The following is a 17313-nucleotide window of genomic DNA, read 5'->3' on the forward strand; positions in this document are numbered from 1 at the left end:
TGGCGGAAGCGGTGAGATTCGAACTCACGGAGGACTTTCATCCTCGCCAGTTTTCAAGACTGGTGCATTCAACCACTCTGCCACGCTTCCTCTGAAGGAGTAATTATAGGGGAGTTGAAGCTTGGATGAAGAATTGAGGCCTAAGGATTAAGTAAGCCCTTTAGATATTTCGCGATTGCCAAACTTGAGGTTAGTGCGGGTGACTCAAAGCCAAAGAAGTTGTAGAGGCCCTCAATACCATGCTCATTAGGGCCATCGATACGAAAGTCCCCTGCGGGTTGATCTTTCGAGACAATCTTGGCGCGCACCCCTGAATAATCGGCCTGCAACGCTCCGTCTTGAAGACCTGGCCAGTACTGTCGGATGGCTGCATAGAATCGCTCACCGCGAGTGGGATCGACTGCGTAATTAATTTGATCTTCCGCATCGATATCAAGCCATTCCACATCGGGGCCAAACTTAGCCTGCCCCGCCATATCGAGGGTCAAATGCACCCCTAATCCGCCCGGCTCTGGGACGGGATAAATTAAATGTCGAAAGGGTGACTTACCTGCTAAGGAGAAATAGTTGCCTTTTGCAAAATAGGCTTTGGGAATGTGCTCGGCCGATATTCCGTGAATGCGTTGCGCTACGGCCGGCGCACTCATACCCGCACAATTAATTAGATACTTAGTTTGCAGTTGTATCGCATCGGCACCGCCCACCTCTAGCTCAAACCCTCCAGGAATCACGCGTGCATGATTTAACGGAGACAAATAAGCAACCATTCCTCCTGCATCCTCAAAGCCGCCAAGCAATGAGAGCATATAGGCATGGCTATCGACAATGCCAGTCGTTTTGGACAAAATCGCTGCTGCAACTCGTAGATCGGGCTCTAGCGCATTGGCCTCTTTGGCTGTAATGAGGCTAATCTCACGTGCCCCATTTTGCTGGGCACGATAAAAAATACCGTGCAGATCATCAACCTGCTGTGGATCGCTTGCCACAATTAATTTACCGTAGCGCTGGGTTCCCACCTGATGGTCGCGACAATACTCATAGAGCATGCGATTACCCTCAACGCATAGTTTTGCTTTTAAGGAATCCTTGGGGTAGTAAATACCGGCATGGATAACTTCGCTATTTCTGGAGCTACTAATGGTTCCAAATGATGCTTCGCGCTCTAGCAATACGGTTTCATGACCTTGCAATGCCATTTCGCGGGCCACTGCTAAGCCCACAACTCCCGCACCAACGACGACACAATCCAGTTTATCCATATTAATTGCTTATTTTTTGATGCCAAATCGTACCATTTCACTGAAATTAAATCTTGATGCTTTCGAAGCCCTTATTGATAAAATCTATATATGACCGCATTCTCCAACGCAAAATCATTCGATAACCCCTCAACCGCGGTTTTTGGCTCTTTGCAAGCAGCTGGCATCGTATTGGATCTTGCCTATCAGGGGATTGGATCTGAAGATTGGAAGAACTTATTTGCCAAAGCCGAGCAAGCGCAGCTCAGCAATCATCTCCATGCTGTCTTTGCTGGCGAACATGTTAATACTAGTGAGCACCGCCCTGCACTTCATACGGCACTACGTAATCTCGATAAATCCCCAATACTGGTTGATGGCAATGATGTAATGCCAGAGATTGCCGAGGTTTGGCAACGAATCGAGGGTTTATGCAATAAATGGGTGGGGGTAACAGATTTAATTCATATTGGGATTGGGGGCTCTGACTTTGGCCCACGACTTGCAGTGCAAGCCTTAGCCCATTCAGCGCACAAATTCAATCGCGGGATGCGGGTTCATTTTGTGGCTAATGTGGATAGCGCAGAACTGAGCCATGTATTAGAACGTGCTCAGGCGAATAGCACTAAGGTACTGATTGTGTCCAAATCATTTGGCACGGCTGAGACCTTAATGAACGCACGCGCTGTTCTTAATTGGTTCAAAGCGAAGAACCTCACGAGCTCGCAGATCCAAAACTCCCTATTTGCGATTACTAGCAATGTCCAAGCGGCAGAAGACTTTGGCATTCAAGCAGAGCATGTCTTTCCATTTTGGGATTGGGTAGGTGGGCGATTCTCGGTATGGTCTGCGGTTGGTCTGCCCATTGCTTTGCAGTATGGGTTTGAGACCTTCAAACAATTTTTGTTGGGAGCCAATCACATGGATCGCCATGCGATCAGTGCTCGTCCCAATCAAAATCTCCCAATCCTAATGGCATTGGCTTTGTACTATCAACAAAGCAAACATCATTCCAAATCGTATGCAGTGATTCCATATGCGCACGCCTTGGAACTCTTCCCGTATTGGTTGCAGCAATTGGATATGGAAAGTAATGGCAAGCAAGTCGATCGCCTTGGTAAGCCGGTATCGCTGAGCTCCCCTGTTGTGTTTGGAAGCGCCGGTACCAATGCCCAGCATTCGTATTTCCAGTTACTACATCAAGGACCGGAATTCATTCCGGTTGATCTGATTGCGATTAAAGAGCCGATGAGCGCCCTACCAGAAGCTAAGGAGCATCACTATGCCCTCTTAGCCAATTGCTTGGCCCAAGCTCAGGCGTTGGCCCTAGGCCGTGATGCGAGCGACCCCAATCTTAGCTATCCTGGAAAGAGACCTAGCAATTTAATTGTGCTACCCAAGCTTGATGCCTATCATTTGGGTGCTTTACTTGCTCTTTACGAACACCGTGCCGTTTGCTTGGGAGCGCTATGGGGCATGAACAGCTTTGATCAGCCCGGGGTTGAGCTCGGCAAGGTACTAGCCAAACCCATTGAGCGCGCTCTTCAACAAAAAGACACTTCCGGTGCTGAATTTGATTCCATCACCGCTGCCAGAATCCATTACTTCCAGAAATAATCCATGAACGTTCCTGCCTCGATTTTTAAAGCCTACGATATCCGCGGCATTATTGATGAAACCCTGAATCCATCAATTGCTAAAGCAATTGGTCAGGCTTTTGGAAGTCAAATGCGCGATTTGGGAGAAACGGATGTTGTAATTGGCCGTGACGGTCGACTCTCTGGCCCAGTTCTGATTGAGGCCCTGACCGAGGGTTTGCTATCCACAGGCATTAATGTGATTGACCTTGGGATGGTCGCCACCCCAATGGTCTACTTCGCCACCCATCAGACCATTGGAAATTGCCAACCGAAATCCGGCATCATGATTACGGGTAGTCATAATCCGCCTAATTACAACGGCTTTAAGATGGTGCTCGGTGGTTCAGCCATTTATGGGGATCAGATTCAGGGGCTACGCCAGCAAATTGAAGCGGATGATTTTCGGCAAGGCAATGGAAAACGCTCCAGCTTCAATATCTTCCCCCAATATTTGCAAACCATTGTTGGTGATATTCGCTTAGCTAGACCCATGAAGATCGCCGTCGATTGTGGCAATGGTGTGGGTGGCGCGTTTGCTGGAGAGTTATTCCGAGCTCTGGGCTGTGAGGTGCAAGAGCTCTTTTGTGAGGTTGATGGACGTTTTCCGAATCACCATCCAGACCCTGCCCACCTTGAAAATCTTCAAGACCTGATTCGCAATCTCGCAACGACCAACAATGAGCTTGGACTTGCCTTTGATGGCGATGCTGATCGACTGGGTGTGGTAACCAAAGATGGCGAGGTGATTTTTCCGGATCGGCAAATGATGCTGTTTGCCAAGGATGTACTCAGTCGCAATCCCAAGGGCCAAATCATTTATGACGTCAAATGTACTCGCAACCTCGCTCCTTGGATCCGTAAACATGGAGGTGAGCCGCTAATGTGGAAGACCGGCCACTCCTTGGTCAAAGCCAAGCTGAAAGAAACTGGTGCTCCCCTAGCCGGGGAAATGAGTGGTCATATCTTCTTCAAGGATCGTTGGTTTGGGTTTGATGATGGCCTATATACCGGCGCTCGATTACTAGAAATACTCAGTCAATTTGATAATCCAAGCGAAGTATTGAACGCCCTACCCAATGCTATTTGCACCCCAGAATTGCAACTGCCATGTGCTGAGGGCGAATCTTTCGTCTTACTTGAGAAGATTAAAGCCAATCCCAAGTTTCCAAGTTCTCAATCGATTAATACGATTGATGGTGTACGGGTTGAGTATGCTGATGGCTTTGGTTTGGCTCGTCCCTCCAATACAACGCCCATTGTGGTGCTGCGATTTGAGGCTGATTCTGAAGAAGCGATTCAACGAATCCAGCAAGAATTCAAAGTGGCTCTTTTGGCTGTGAAGCCCGATGCAAAATTACCCTTTTAGTGGGCCTACTTAAATCTTTTTAATTTCTTTAATCTGATTTCGTTCATCCACTAGAACAATTTTCGGAGTGTGGGTTTTGGACTCGGCGTTGTCAACTGGTCCGTAGGTGCAAATAATGAGATGGTCACCCACATGGGCCTTACGAGCGGCCGCACCATTTAAGGAGATCGCACCTGAGCCTCTGGGTGCCTTAATGATGTAGGTAGAAAATCGCTCGCCGTTATTGATGTTGTAGAGCTCTATCTTTTCGTATTCACGCATATCGGCTGCATCCATGAGATTTTCATCAATCCCACAAGAACCCTCATAATGCAAATCGGCCTCGGTCACGACCACCCGATGCAACTTAGCCAATAACATGATTCGTTTCATAGAAATCCCCTTTGAGAATGGGATTCTATCGCGAAAGTGATTGCGAGTTAAGATTGATGGATGGGCACAATGAATGAATCACTTTCGACCGGTAGTTTTTATGATTACCCCCAGCAAGATGCTTCGGGGGCTACCTGCATCGCGCAGGCGTGGGCCAAAACGCCCGCACCTCTTGCTTTGGGAGAAAAGCAGGATGTGATCGAGCGGATCAAGCTTTTGTTAAAAGCAAAAGATGCGGTCATTGTGGCGCACTATTACGTCGATGGCGATATTCAAGATCTTGCGATGCAAACTGGGGGCTTTGTTTCAGACTCTTTGGAAATGGCTCGGTTTGGTAAAAATCATACCGCTCAGAATTTGATCGTTGCGGGTGTGCGATTCATGGGTGAGACCGCAAAAATTCTGAGTCCTGAAAAGCGGGTATTCATGCCTGATCTTGAGGCAACCTGTTCGCTTGATTTAGGGTGTCCCGCAGAGGACTTTCGGAAATTCAAGTCCGCCCATCCGGATCGAATCAGCGTGGTGTACGCCAACACGAGTGCTGCGGTGAAGGCGCAGGCGGATTGGATGGTAACCAGTTCTTGCGCCCTAGCAATCGTGCACCATTTAGACCAGCAAGGTAAAAAGATATTGTGGGCACCCGATCGGCATCTAGGACGTTACATACAAGAACAAACTGGTGCCGATATGATTCTATGGAATGGCGCCTGCATAGTGCATGATGAGTTTAAAGCAGTTGAGCTTGCAGCAATGCGTGAGAAGCATCCGGATGCCATGGTTCTTGTTCATCCGGAGTCACCACAACATGTGGTCGATCAAGCGGATGTAGTTGGCTCGACCTCGGCGATGATCAAAGCGGTAATGGAAGGTGGCGCCTCTGAATACATTGTGGCTACTGATCAGGGTATCTTGCATCGTATGCGTCAGCTAGCGCCCCATAAAAAGTTGATTGCCGCCCCAACGGCTGGTGAGAGCGCCACTTGCAAAAGTTGTGCCAATTGTCCTTGGATGGCCATGAATGGCTTACGGGGTATCTTGCATTGCCTGGAGCATGACTCTGGTGAGATTGTGGTCAATGAGCCTATTCGTTCCGAGGCGCTTGGGTGCATTGAACGTATGTTGAAATTTACGTCCACTCACCCAGAATTATTAGCCAAAGCCCAGCACGGCTTCATTAAAAATATTGGCGCTGCCTAAGTCTTTTTCCATGTTTTCCGATAACGAATCCTTAGATCAGGCGATTGCTCGCAATGTGCGCGATGCCCTGTATGAAGATCTAGGTCGCGGCGATTGGACCGCCAATCTGGTGCCCGCTAATCAAACTGCGCATGCCAGATTAATTGTTCGCGAGCCGGCCGTACTGTGTGGAACCGCATGGTTTGATGCCGTGATTCTGTCGCTTGATTCACAGGCGCGGGTTAATTGGTTGTTTTCTGAGGGCGATTGGATGGCGCCCGATAGTCTAGTCTGCGAAATTACCGCAAATGCCCGCGCCCTTCTGAGTGCTGAGCGCCCTGCCATGAACTTCTTACAGACCCTCTCCGCAACTGCAACAACGACCCGGCGATATGTTGAAGCGATTGCAGATGCCAGCTCTAATCCCAAGGGATGCTCGATTTTGGATACCCGCAAAACGATCCCGGGGCTGCGACAAGCCCAAAAATATGCTGTTCGAGTGGGCCATGGTCAGAACCAACGGATGGCTCTATGGGATGGCATCTTGATTAAAGAGAATCACATCGCTGCGGCTGGTAGTATTGCGGCAGTATTGGCTGCTGCCCATCAACTCAACGCAGGGGTTGATGTACAAATTGAAGTAGAAAACCTCGCAGAGCTCCAAGAGGCGATCGATCATGGCGCCAGGAATATTTTGCTTGATAACTTTAGTCTCGATCAAATGCGCGAGGCTGTAAAGCTCACCAGCGGCCGAGCTCTCCTAGAAGCATCTGGTGGTGTTACCCAAGATCAACTCCGTGCCATTGCAGCAACGGGTGTCGACCGAATCTCGATTGGGAAATTGACTAAGGACATTCAAGCAATCGATTACTCGATGCGAATTGATCGCATCAACTAGATTGCTGGGTTTGAATCGGGGTCAGAATGGTTGGATATGAAACCGGCCAGGTTTTTGGATAATCGCGACTAAAGTGCAATCCGCGGCTTTCCTTACGTAATAGGGCAGAGCGCACGATCAACTCCGCACATTCGAGCAAATTACGTAACTCGATCAAGTCTCGGCTCACCCTAAAATTAGCATAGTAGTCTTGGACCTCAGTTCGCAAGAGCTCAATGCGGTGCAAGGCGCGCTCGAGTCTGCGGGTGGTTCGCACAATGCCCACGTAGTTCCACATCAAGGAGCGTAACTCATCCCAGTTATGCGCAATGACGACTTGCTCATCGGCGTCTTCAACTTTACTTTCATCCCACAGCCGCACCGGGGGTTGCTCAACATCGCCCTGCTCTAGGATATCTGCTGCTGCAGCCTTACCAATCACGACACATTCCAGTAATGAGTTGGACGCCAAGCGATTAGCGCCATGCAATCCAGTGTAGGTCGCCTCACCTACCGCATATAGGCCGGTTAAATCGGTACGCCCCTTAAGGTCGGTGACGACGCCCCCACAGGTGTAATGCGCAGCGGGTACCACCGGAATTGGTTGTTTGGTAATGTCAATTCCCAGGGCGAGACAGCGTGAGTAAATCATGGGGAAGTGTTCGCGGATGAATGATTCTCCAAGATGGGTTGCATCGAGATGCACATAATCCAAGCCATGTTTTTTCATCTCAAAGTCGATGGCGCGCGCCACGATATCGCGAGGAGCGAGCTCCTTGCGCTCATCATGCTCTGGCATAAATCGATGCCCATTGGGCAACTTCAAGATTCCGCCCTCACCACGCATCGCCTCGGTAATGAGAAAGGTGCGATCACTTGGATGATACAAACAGGTTGGATGAAATTGCACGAACTCCATATTTCCGATTCGGCAGCCTGCGCGCCATGCCATTGCAATTCCGTCGCCAGTGGCTGTATCAGGATTACTGGTATAGCGATAGACCTTCCCTAAACCACCGGTTGCCAGCACGACAGCCTTTGCTAGGATGGTTTCTACTCGACCCTTTTCAATATCGAGTGCATACGCCCCATAGCAACGATTGGATTTGTACTTCGCAGGTACTTGTAAATGTTTGTTGGTGATGAGATCGAGTGCAATCCAGTTCTCAAGAATCCGAATATTTGGATGTGCTTTGGCTTTATCCAGCAATACCTCATGAATTGCTTTACCAGTTGCATCGGCAGCATGTGCAATACGTCGATGACTATGCCCACCCTCACGGGTTAAATGCAATCCTTCGGGGCCAGATTGATCGGGGGTAAACGGTACGCCTTGCTCAACCAACCAATGAATCGCTTGCGCACTTTGCTCAGCAACGTAACGCGCTACCGATTCAACGACAAGTCCTGCTCCGGCATTTACCGTATCGACCACGTGCGATTCAATACTGTCCTCTTGATCGAGAACCCCAACAATCCCACCTTGCGCCCAAGCGGTTGCCGCTTCGCTCAGACGACGCTTGGCCATCAAGATGACCGGTTGACGGTCTGCGAGGTGAAGGGCAACAGTAAGGCCGGCTAAGCCGGCCCCAATGATTAATACAGGATGATGATGGTCATGCGCTACGCTCATTGAATGAGCATAGCATCGTTTACCGTTCGGTCATAACCAATGTGCTGGGCCGGCTTGCCGCCTTTATGAACTGCCACAGCGCAATACTTAAACTCTGGAATCTTGCCAAAAGGATCCAATGCAGGGTTGGTCATTAGATTAGCAGCCGCCTCATAATAAGCAAACGGCATAAATACAGCCCCACTTGGCGTACCATCATCCCGCCGGACATGAATCCCAACCTCGCCCCTACGGGACTTCACGGTAATCACATCCCCTGGGTTTAGACCCAACTTCGCCATGTCTTCACCGCACATCGAGGCGGTCGCCATGGGCTCAATCGCATCCAAAACACCTGCGCGTCGGGTCATACTTCCAGTATGCCAATGCTCTAGTTGACGGCCCGTAATTAACACATAAGGATATTCGGTATCGGGTCGCTCATTGGCCGGAATAATATCGGCAGGTACCAGTTTTACTTTGCCATCGGGCGTTGGGAAGCTCTCGTCAAACACAATGGGTTGACCTGGATCATCCTCGCTTAAGCATGGATAAGTGACGCAGGACTCACGCTGTAAGCGATCCCAAGTAATGCCATTGATCACGGCATGCATGGCACGACGCATCTCATCATAAACCTCAGCAACACCGCACTCCTCGCCTTGGTAACCCCACTGCAAACCAATGCGTTTAGCAAGCTCCTGAATAATCCATAAATCAGGCTTTGCATCACCGGGTGGGTTGAGAGCGCGCTTACCCAACTGCACCATACGGTCAGTATTGGTCACAGTACCGGTTTTCTCGGGCCATGCACTCGCTGGCAGGATAACGTCGGCCAACCACGCGGTCTCGGTCATAAAGATGTCTTGAACGACGAGGTGATCGAGTGATGCCAAGGCATGCCGGGCGTGATTTAGATCGGGATCGCTCATCGCAGGGTTCTCACCCATGATGTACATCCCTCGAACCTTGTCTGGATCTGAATCCGGGGCCGTGATCTTATGCATGATCTCAACTACGGTATATCCAGGCTTTTTATCTAGGGGGGTGTTCCAAAACTTCTCGAACCACTCATGCGCCTGTGCATTATCAACGCGCTGATAGTTGGGGAACATCATCGGGATCAATCCTGCGTCACTGGCACCTTGTACGTTGTTCTGTCCACGCAGTGGGTGTAAACCAGAACCAGGCTTACCAATTTGACCTGTGATACTCACGAGAGCAATCAAGCAGCGGGCGTTATCAGTACCATGCACGTGCTGACTCACACCCATGCCCCACAAGATCATCGAGGCTTTGGATTTAGCAAACTCACGCGCTACCTCACGGAGTGTCGCGGCAGGCACACCACAAATAGGTGCCATTGCTTCAGGGCTGTAACCCTTGACGTTCTCTTTGAGGGCTTCAAAATTAGAGGCGCGCTGCGTTATAAAGTGTTGATCGCACAGACCCTCTTCAATGACTGTGTAGATCATGGCATTGAGCATAGCGACGTCGGTGTCTGGCTTAAATTGCAAGGTGCGCCAAGCGTGCTTACCAATATCGGTCACACGTGGATCGGCTAACACAATCTTGGTGCCATTCTTAGCGGCGTTTTTCATCCAAGTTGCAGCCACGGGATGATTGGCGGTTGGGTTAGAGCCAATCACTAAAATTAAGCCAGAGTGCTCAATATCATTGACCTGGTTACTCACTGCTCCAGAACCAACACCCTCGAGCAATGCGGCAACACTCGATGCATGGCACAAGCGGGTGCAATGGTCGACGTTATTGCTACCAAAGCCAGTCCGTACCAACTTCTGAAATAAGTAAGCCTCTTCGTTACTGCCCTTGGCTGAACCAAATCCTGCCAAGGATTTCTTGCCATATTGATCACGTATCGCTTTTAACTTGCCGGCTGCTAGATCAAGCGCCTCTTCCCAACTGGCTTCTCGGAAGACTTCGCTCCAATCCTCGGGATTTTTACCTGCAGACTCAATCGAGTGCTCATCCTTTGGTACACCAGGTTTGCGAATTAATGGCTTAGTTAAGCGTTGGGGGTTATGTACATAATCAAACCCGAATCGACCCTTCACGCATAAGCGGCTGTGATTTGCTGGACCATCACGGCCATCCACGCTCACAATTTTTTCGTCTTTCACGTTGTAGGTAATTTGACAGCCCACCCCACAGAATGGGCATACCGAATCCACCTTACGATCAACTGCTTGTGAACCAATATGAGTTTTTGGCATCAAAGCGCCTGTTGGGCAGGCTTGTACACATTCGCCACAAGCAACGCAGGTACTGGTGCCCATCGGATCATTCAAATCAAAGACGATTTCGCTATGTGCGCCACGCATCGCATAACCAATCACATCGTTCACCTGCTCTTCACGACAAGCGCGTACGCAACGGTTGCACTGAATACACGCATCCAAATTAACAGCCATCGCAGGATGCGATAAATCAGCTGCAGGTTGGTGACGGCGCAAGGCCTTAAGTTCAGGACGAACCGCTACATCAAGACGACTGGCCCACTCACTGAGCTCCCCATGCTGCTGACGCTCACGCTCAGCATCGCTATCACCGACCCATTTATAGCCTTCATCAGGCATGTCGGAGAGCAGCATCTCAAGCACCAATTTTTGGCTCTTTAGGGCACGCTCGCTATTGGCTTTGACTTCCATGCCGGCAGTGGCGGCTCTGCAACAACTAGGTGCCAAGGTGCGCTCGCCATTGATCTCAACCACGCATGCGCGGCAATTACCGTCAGGACGATAGCCATCCTTAAAGCACAGATGGGGAATATCAATTCCATGGCGTTTGGCTGCTTTCAAGATGGTCTCACCATCATAGGCAACGATCGTCTTGCCATCGAGTTTGAACTCAACGGTTTGCAATGCTAGTTCTTGCGGATTGACTGGTGCGTTCACGCCTTAAGCTCCCTATCTAAGCGGTTATGCAATTTCGTGGGGGAAATATTTATGGATGCAACGTATGGGGTTTGGTGCTGCTTGCCCAAGACCGCAAATAGAGGCATCTACCATGACCGTGGACAAATCCTCCAAAGTAGCCTGATCCCATACACGTGCCTGCATCAATTGCGCGGCTTTACTGGTTCCAACCCGACACGGGGTGCATTGACCACAACTCTCGTGCTCAAAAAAGCGCATCACGTTTAGGGCTGCATCGCGTGCCTTATCTTGATGACTAAAGACCATCACAGCTGCGGAACCGATAAAACACCCGTAAGGCTGCAAAGTATCAAAATCCAATGGAATGGTATTCATGGTCGCTGGCAAAATACCACCTGAGGCACCGCCAGGTAGATAGCCATAGAAGGTGTGACCTTCTTGCATACCGCCGCAATACTCATCAATGAGCTCCTGAATAGTGATACCAGCTGGTGCAAGTTTGACACCAGGATATTTCACTCGACCACTCACGCTAAAGCTGCGCAAGCCTTTGCGATCATGGCGACCAAAGGAGCTGAACCATTGCGGTCCACGCGCGATGATGTCGCGCACCCAATATAAGGTTTCAAAATTATGCTCAAGCGTGGGTCGACCAAATAAGCCAACTTGTGCAATATAAGGAGGACGCATTCTGGGCTCGCCCCGCTTACCCTCAATACTCTCAATCATGGCAGACTCTTCACCACAGATGTAGGCACCCGCTCCCCGGCGCAACTCAATCAGCGGTAACTTGAACGATGCATGCGCTTGAAGTTTTTTAATCTCGGCATCAAGCAACTCGCGGCAGCCGTGATACTCGTCACGCAAATAGATGTAACAAGCATCAATTCCAACCACGCGCGCAGCAATCAACATTCCCTCAAGGAAGCGATGAGGGTCGCGCTCTAAATAGGTACGGTCTTTAAATGTTCCGGGTTCGCCCTCGTCAATATTGACCGCCATGAGCTTAGGTGCCGGTTGATCCTTCACAATCCGCCATTTGCGTCCGGCCGGAAATCCAGCACCACCAAGACCACGCAAACCAGAATCTTCCATCGCCTTAATGATGGACTCGACCTCGCGCTTACCGCCATCAAACTCTTTGACTAAAGCGTAGCCACCTTTTGCGCAATAGGCCTCATAACCCACATATGCGGGTGATACCTCATTAGCTTTTTGCTCAGGGCTTACGGCTTGCTGCGCAAAGTCTGCGGGCTCAAATTGAGCATCATCCTTTGCCTTAGGATGAGTCAGTTGACGATTTTTAACTGCTTTTGAAACCTTTTCTGCATCCGCAAACAATACAGGGTATTGATGCACTACCGCCACTGGAGCCTGCTCACAGCGACCTACACAAGGAGCTGCAATCACTTTGGTCTTCGCATTACCGAGAATCGCTGGCAAGCGCTCCAATAACTGCTTAGCCCCCGCCAACTCGCATGACAATCCATCGCATACCCGCACCGTAATATCAGCAACTGGATCATTACCACGCACGACTTCGAAGTGATGATAGAAAGTGGCAACTTCATAAACCTCAGCCATCGGCAAGTTCATTAACTTGGCAAGGGCGGCTAAATGACGATCATGTAAAGCGCGGTATGCATCATTCATCAGATGCAAGTTCTCAATCAGCAGGTCACGTCGATATGGGCCATCACCGATCAGTTTTTTTACTTCGGCCAACGATGCATCATCCGCTTGCCGCCCTTTTAATTTACTTTTTTGCCGAATTCGCTCACGAAGGTCATCCGCGCTGGCAATGGCAACCGCCTTGATTTCGCTAGAGGGCTTTGGGTGATTCATGCTGTTTTAGTCTCTCTAAATAGTTATTTAAAAGATCGTGTTACGTGACCTTTTAAAGATTGAAATCAATGTAATTGATCTACCCATCTAAGTAATTGATATGGCTCAAGATCTCCGGAATCAGGGTTAACCCTGAAGTACGGCAGAGAGTCCAGCTACTACCGGATTAGATTAATTGGAACTCGGCAAAAAGGTATTGCTGTAGTCCATTTCCCTTTCTCGGACACGGGCTTTAAAGCAGGCTTCAAAGTCGGGGGTTCCAACCCGCAAGCCCACTGCCGTGCAATCGGCTTGCGCGGCTGACTGTACCGTGCCACAAGCTGATAAGCTCAATGTACTGGCAATCACTAATCCAGCAATCATTATTTTCATTGTCATGCGTCGAGTCTATCACCTAAAACAGTTGCTTCATTAACAGAACTAATCCCGCAAATACCAAAATGCTGCCATAGGCTAATTGCATATGATGAATACTCAAGCGCTGATGGGTTTTTGAGCCAACCCAAAGACCAATCACCATACAGGGCACCAGAAATAATGCAAGGCCCAAAACCTCCCAGTTCAATATTAGGCCTGTAACCAGCATAAAGATCAGACGCAAGAATACGAAGATCAGAATGGCAAAAGCCATGGTTGCGCGGAGTGTATTGGGTTGGTTAAAACGCATCGCTAAATACGATGCATAGATGGGTCCGCCTGTAGCAAACAATGCTGTAAAAATTCCTCCGGCGATCCCAAAGGGCATCGACCAATACTGCGAGATGGTGTGCATGGGTGCGGATTTTTTCTTGGTTAAAACTCGCAAGCCATTAAATGCAGCAAAGGCGCCTAAAGTGATCAGCAGGGGCTCTGGCGGAGCCTTTAACAACAAGGTGATACCAATCACCATACCGATAAAACTAAATGGCAGTAACCAGCTGAGTTCTTTCTTATCGGCCGCATCGAATGACTTTGTGCCCAAATAGAATGCGGCGCATAGATCGAGTATCACCATAATTGGCACAACGACCTGTAGAGGAAAGAACAAAACAAGTACCGGCACCGAAATAATCGATGACCCAAAACCGGTCACTCCAAAAATGAAATACGCCACTAACACAATCGTGCAAGCGGCAATAAAAGAGGTGGGGCTAATTAACTCAAAAATAAATGTACTTTGTTAGTATTATTTTTTACTGCCCAAGGAAATGCCCAGAGGAATACCCTCTTGATCGGCACTGACCGCCTTGGATGCTCCTATAGTAATTCGTTCAGCTAAATTGGGCTGCTGTGCAACCATCAACTCTTTTGCGCGATTGGCTCGTGCGCTTGCTAATTGCAATAGCTCTGCATCGCTCACTGCATAACTTTGAATGAGCTCATTGCGGAGTTGCTGATAGCGCGCTTCATTATCAGGCAGTGAAATCAAACGCTGCGCTAATTTAATTCGGCCGACTTGTTGTCCATACGCTGATTTGACTCCAGATTGAACCCGAGGGTCCGAAAGGCTGGGGGTTGGGAGGGGTTCTTGAGGACTCAATTTAAATCCGGCAGCATTCAGAATAGCGTGATCAGCACGCGCCCTAGCTAAGGCTGCTTTATCAGCATTCGGATCATAGCCCCCGACAAATTCAATCGTGGCATGAGGGCGCTTTACTAAAACCCCTGCCAATTTATCAAGCTTCTCCTGATCAACCGGCAAATAAGAGCTCTCGCCCAATACTGCATGAATCGGCGTATCGCTTTGCAGGCCCAATAAGGATGCCAATGCTCGAAATGGTGCAGTGACAATATTGGTGAGAACAGTACGAATCGCTTGCCAAACGAGGCCCGTCGCCGAGAACTCGGGAGAATCAACGTTCCCTTTGATTCCCAGCGAGATATCAATCACGTTGTCGGAGTCCTCCAGCAAGGCAATCGCCAGACGCAGAGGTAAGCGCCGACCCTGAAAATTAGGTACCTCTTCCCCGAGTTCAATATCTTTGATGACGAAACGATTTTGACCAACCAGTTCAGCATCTTTGGCCCTGTAATTTAACATGAGATCTAAGCGTCCATCTTGAATGGCATACCCAGCGTATTTCATGAAATATGCATTGGCAGTTTTCAGCGGAACATTCTTAAATTCAAACAACACGTCATGATTACGCCGCGGATCTTCAAAGGCAGCCTGACCTTTTGCTCGAAAACTGCCGCGATCCGCAATCAATCCGTCAAGAGCGATCGCCGCATAGCGGCCAGGAACATTACTCACGCCGAGCAAGGAACCATTGAGTTTGCGAATATCGGTTTGCAACTGTGGAACCACGGCTAAATCAGCAAAATGCACAATGCCATTTCGTAATTTGATAGCTTTAATGTCGAGCTCAAAATTCGATGACTTTGCGTCTGCTGCACTTGTCGCAGGCTCTGACCCTGTGGATGTGCTTGGGGCAGGTTTAGAAAACATCCGACGAATGTTGGAGAACCCTTGCTCATCAAGGTCGTACTTAAAGTCGGGCTGATCAAACAAAACCTCATCAATCGTGAGTGATGTTTTGCCACTCGCTAATTTACGAAGATCAATTTGCTTGAAATCGGCTTGGCGCCATTTTATGAAAGCCTGTCTAGGCTTACCTTCCGTGATTTCAATATTCTTAAGGCTTAGCTCACCCACGGTTGACCATAGCCCTTGGCGAGTTTGATATTCCAATTTGCCAGACATGACGCCTGAGTTGGTTTGTAAGGGGTTGTTGGCTGGTAACAAAGTAACGACTGGGGTAACAGATAGGTTATCGATTGCGACATCGATCTTGATTAAATTTTGTTTAGGCTCGAGATGAAAGAGGAAATCCAATACTCCAGCATCGAGTTTGAGGGTTAGCTTAGCATCAAGCTGATCGGGCTCTGGACTACTAACTCCTCCCGAGGCTTGAACTTTGTCAAATACCACCATCTTATTGAGTGATGGAATGAGCACGTCAACCCTACCCAGATCGAGCTCATACAAACCCTCCACACCAGGCTCATCAGATGCTAGTCGATAATTACTAAGTTGTTTGAGATTCAAAGAAAACGGTCCTAGATCATCGGCGAACTTGGTTTGCCCATCTCGAAACTGAAGACGCGCCCCTTGAATTCTGAATTGATCAACTGATACTTTGATTGCTTTTGATTTGGTGGGCGACGATGGTGGTTTTTGTGCATTGATGGTCTCAATCAACTGCATCCAGTTCCACTTGGATCCATCGCCCTGTGCTCGCTCAAGCAAGATCGATGGATTCGTGAGTTGTAAGTCACGAATCCCCAACTCTCCGGTCATTAATTTGCCCCAGTGCAGACGAATCAGACCAGCATCCAATCCGAATAATTGCTTGCCCTGAATTTGTTGAAGGCGCAGACCCTCTACCTGAGCAGTTAATTGAAATGGTTTGACACTAATGGATTGAATCTGAACCGAATAGCCGAGTTGCTGACTGTATTCCTCGACTTGCTTTTTAATCCATGAGGGCGCCCATGTAACGCCAATGATCCAAAATAAACTGGCCAAAATTGCCAGCACCACGCTGAATGTTAGAGTGATGCGGAGAGGTCGATTATTAGACAATCGCATCGATTAAAAGTTAACCCCAAAAAATCTTTTTCATCTCCGGCGACCCGATAACCGATTGCAAGCTCATAAAGGTGAGATAAGGCAACACAATTAACCAATAGATCAAACTCAGCGCCAGTAGATGAATGAAATCACCATTTCCAAAACTAGCCAACGAACTAATGAAGCCTCGATGATGAATCCAACCCTCTAAAGCGGATTCGAGAGCGCTCAACAAAACAACGACGCCTACGTAGACAATCGAGCGAGGCAGAATCTGCCCAATAAGCGGTTTATCACGCTTACTCTCGATCGGATACAGCATCTGGCCCATGAGCATGAATTTGGCGCACAAGAATGCTTTCACTAAAGCCAAACCAATATGAATATAGGGAAAGCCTTGTAAGCGCTCAACTGAGAAACTTAGAAATGCGAGCGAACAGAACCAGATTGAAAAATAAATGAACAAGATCAGTATTTTTTTGATCTCTTCACCAAGCCGGTTTTTGTTCACATGGGGATGCATACAGATAATTTAACTGAATGGCCTGAAAGCTGAAAGGTGGATCGGGTATAAAAAGCGCGTCATACCACTTGGCGGAGAGGGCGGGATTCGAACCCGCGGTAGGCTATTAACCTACACACGCTTTCCAGGCGTGCGACTTAAACCGCTCATCCACCTCTCCGAAACCGTTCATTATACGGTTCGAAGAGTAGCGGATGATTTCTGTTGCTTTTAT

The 17313-nt window shown here is 48.8% G+C and carries 13 protein-coding genes and 2 tRNA genes; 4 read left to right on the plus strand and 11 right to left on the minus strand.

Going from position 1 to position 17313, the window contains the following annotated elements; all coding sequences use genetic code 11:
• Both QUE60_RS06215 and QUE60_RS06220 read right to left on the minus strand, forming a co-directional pair.
• A tRNA-Ser gene (locus QUE60_RS06215) sits at window positions 1-90 on the minus strand.
• A gap of 50 nt (window positions 91-140) precedes the next feature.
• Window positions 141-1259, minus strand: a complete 1119-nt coding sequence (locus tag QUE60_RS06220; RefSeq protein WP_286223229.1) for an NAD(P)/FAD-dependent oxidoreductase — start codon at window positions 1257-1259, stop codon at window positions 141-143.
• Between the two features lie 90 nt (window positions 1260-1349).
• Between QUE60_RS06220 and pgi the strand changes: the two genes are divergently transcribed.
• Both pgi and QUE60_RS06230 read left to right on the plus strand, forming a co-directional pair.
• Window positions 1350-2855 (plus strand): glucose-6-phosphate isomerase, encoded by a 1506-nt coding sequence (pgi, locus tag QUE60_RS06225; RefSeq protein WP_286223230.1) that lies wholly within the window; start codon window positions 1350-1352, stop codon window positions 2853-2855.
• Between the two features lie 3 nt (window positions 2856-2858).
• Window positions 2859-4244: a phosphomannomutase/phosphoglucomutase gene (locus QUE60_RS06230; protein WP_286226421.1), complete on the plus strand. Its 1386-nt coding sequence runs from the start codon at window positions 2859-2861 to the stop codon at window positions 4242-4244.
• A gap of 9 nt (window positions 4245-4253) precedes the next feature.
• On the opposite strand, the gene panD is transcribed toward QUE60_RS06230, so the two are convergent.
• Window positions 4254-4616 carry an aspartate 1-decarboxylase gene (panD, locus tag QUE60_RS06235; RefSeq protein WP_286226422.1) on the minus strand — a complete coding sequence of 121 codons (363 nt, stop codon included), beginning with the start codon at window positions 4614-4616 and terminating at the stop codon, window positions 4254-4256.
• 69 nt (window positions 4617-4685) lie between these two features.
• Here panD and nadA point away from each other — a divergent pair, with 69 nt between their 5' ends.
• Together nadA and nadC are read left to right on the plus strand one after the other, a co-directional pair.
• Complete coding sequence (nadA, locus tag QUE60_RS06240) at window positions 4686-5813, plus strand: quinolinate synthase NadA (protein ID WP_286226424.1); 1128 nt, start codon at window positions 4686-4688, stop codon at window positions 5811-5813.
• Window positions 5814-5823: 10 nt separating this feature from the next.
• A complete protein-coding gene (gene nadC / locus QUE60_RS06245; protein ID WP_286226425.1) occupies window positions 5824-6690 on the plus strand; it encodes a carboxylating nicotinate-nucleotide diphosphorylase in 867 nt (288 codons plus the stop codon).
• Here nadC and nadB read toward each other — a convergent pair.
• The 8 genes from nadB to QUE60_RS06285 form a co-directional block, all read right to left on the minus strand.
• Entirely contained in the window at window positions 6683-8302 is a 1620-nt protein-coding gene (gene nadB, locus QUE60_RS06250; RefSeq protein ID WP_286226426.1) for an L-aspartate oxidase, read from the minus strand. The two genes, nadC and nadB, sit on opposite strands and share 8 nt — an antisense overlap.
• Window positions 8299-11196 carry a formate dehydrogenase subunit alpha gene (fdhF, locus tag QUE60_RS06255; protein ID WP_286226427.1) on the minus strand — a complete coding sequence of 966 codons (2898 nt, stop codon included), beginning with the start codon at window positions 11194-11196 and terminating at the stop codon, window positions 8299-8301. Before fdhF ends, nadB begins: the two co-directional genes overlap by 4 nt.
• A gap of 24 nt (window positions 11197-11220) precedes the next feature.
• The gene (locus tag QUE60_RS06260) at window positions 11221-13023 is read right to left on the minus strand and encodes an NAD(P)H-dependent oxidoreductase subunit E (RefSeq protein WP_286226428.1); all 1803 of its coding nucleotides are present in this window, start codon (window positions 13021-13023) and stop codon (window positions 11221-11223) included.
• Window positions 13024-13194: 171 nt separating this feature from the next.
• A complete protein-coding gene (locus QUE60_RS06265) occupies window positions 13195-13401 on the minus strand; it encodes a hypothetical protein (protein ID WP_286226429.1) in 207 nt (68 codons plus the stop codon).
• 16 nt (window positions 13402-13417) lie between these two features.
• Window positions 13418-14116 (minus strand): sulfite exporter TauE/SafE family protein, encoded by a 699-nt coding sequence (locus QUE60_RS06270; protein ID WP_286226430.1) that lies wholly within the window; start codon window positions 14114-14116, stop codon window positions 13418-13420.
• Between the two features lie 72 nt (window positions 14117-14188).
• Entirely contained in the window at window positions 14189-16594 is a 2406-nt protein-coding gene (locus QUE60_RS06275; RefSeq protein WP_458574785.1) for a DUF748 domain-containing protein, read from the minus strand.
• Between the two features lie 10 nt (window positions 16595-16604).
• Window positions 16605-17087, minus strand: coding sequence for a hypothetical protein (locus QUE60_RS06280; RefSeq protein ID WP_286226432.1), 483 nt, complete (start codon window positions 17085-17087; stop codon window positions 16605-16607).
• Window positions 17088-17168: 81 nt separating this feature from the next.
• Window positions 17169-17259: transfer RNA gene (locus tag QUE60_RS06285), tRNA-Ser, on the minus strand.
• Window positions 17260-17313 lie beyond the last annotated feature (54 nt).

Origin of the sequence: Polynucleobacter sp. HIN11 (genome assembly GCF_030297675.1) — a bacterium.
GTDB lineage: Bacteria > Pseudomonadota > Gammaproteobacteria > Burkholderiales > Burkholderiaceae > Polynucleobacter.

What these genes read in the sequence shown, in the direction of transcription:
- QUE60_RS06220 (WP_286223229.1), bottom strand. Translation starts at nt 1,259, where the DNA reads ATGGATAAACTGGATTGTGTCGTCGTTGGTGCGGGAGTTGTGGGCTTA.
- pgi (WP_286223230.1), top strand. Translation starts at nt 1,350, where the DNA reads ATGACCGCATTCTCCAACGCAAAATCATTCGATAACCCCTCAACCGCG.
- QUE60_RS06230 (WP_286226421.1), top strand. Translation starts at nt 2,859, where the DNA reads ATGAACGTTCCTGCCTCGATTTTTAAAGCCTACGATATCCGCGGCATT.
- panD (WP_286226422.1), bottom strand. Translation starts at nt 4,616, where the DNA reads ATGAAACGAATCATGTTATTGGCTAAGTTGCATCGGGTGGTCGTGACC.
- nadA (WP_286226424.1), top strand. Translation starts at nt 4,686, where the DNA reads ATGAATGAATCACTTTCGACCGGTAGTTTTTATGATTACCCCCAGCAA.
- nadC (WP_286226425.1), top strand. Translation starts at nt 5,824, where the DNA reads ATGTTTTCCGATAACGAATCCTTAGATCAGGCGATTGCTCGCAATGTG.
- nadB (WP_286226426.1), bottom strand. Translation starts at nt 8,302, where the DNA reads ATGAGCGTAGCGCATGACCATCATCATCCTGTATTAATCATTGGGGCC.
- QUE60_RS06260 (WP_286226428.1), bottom strand. Translation starts at nt 13,023, where the DNA reads ATGAATCACCCAAAGCCCTCTAGCGAAATCAAGGCGGTTGCCATTGCC.
- QUE60_RS06265 (WP_286226429.1), bottom strand. Translation starts at nt 13,401, where the DNA reads ATGACAATGAAAATAATGATTGCTGGATTAGTGATTGCCAGTACATTG.
- QUE60_RS06275 (WP_458574785.1), bottom strand. Translation starts at nt 16,594, where the DNA reads ATGCGATTGTCTAATAATCGACCTCTCCGCATCACTCTAACATTCAGC.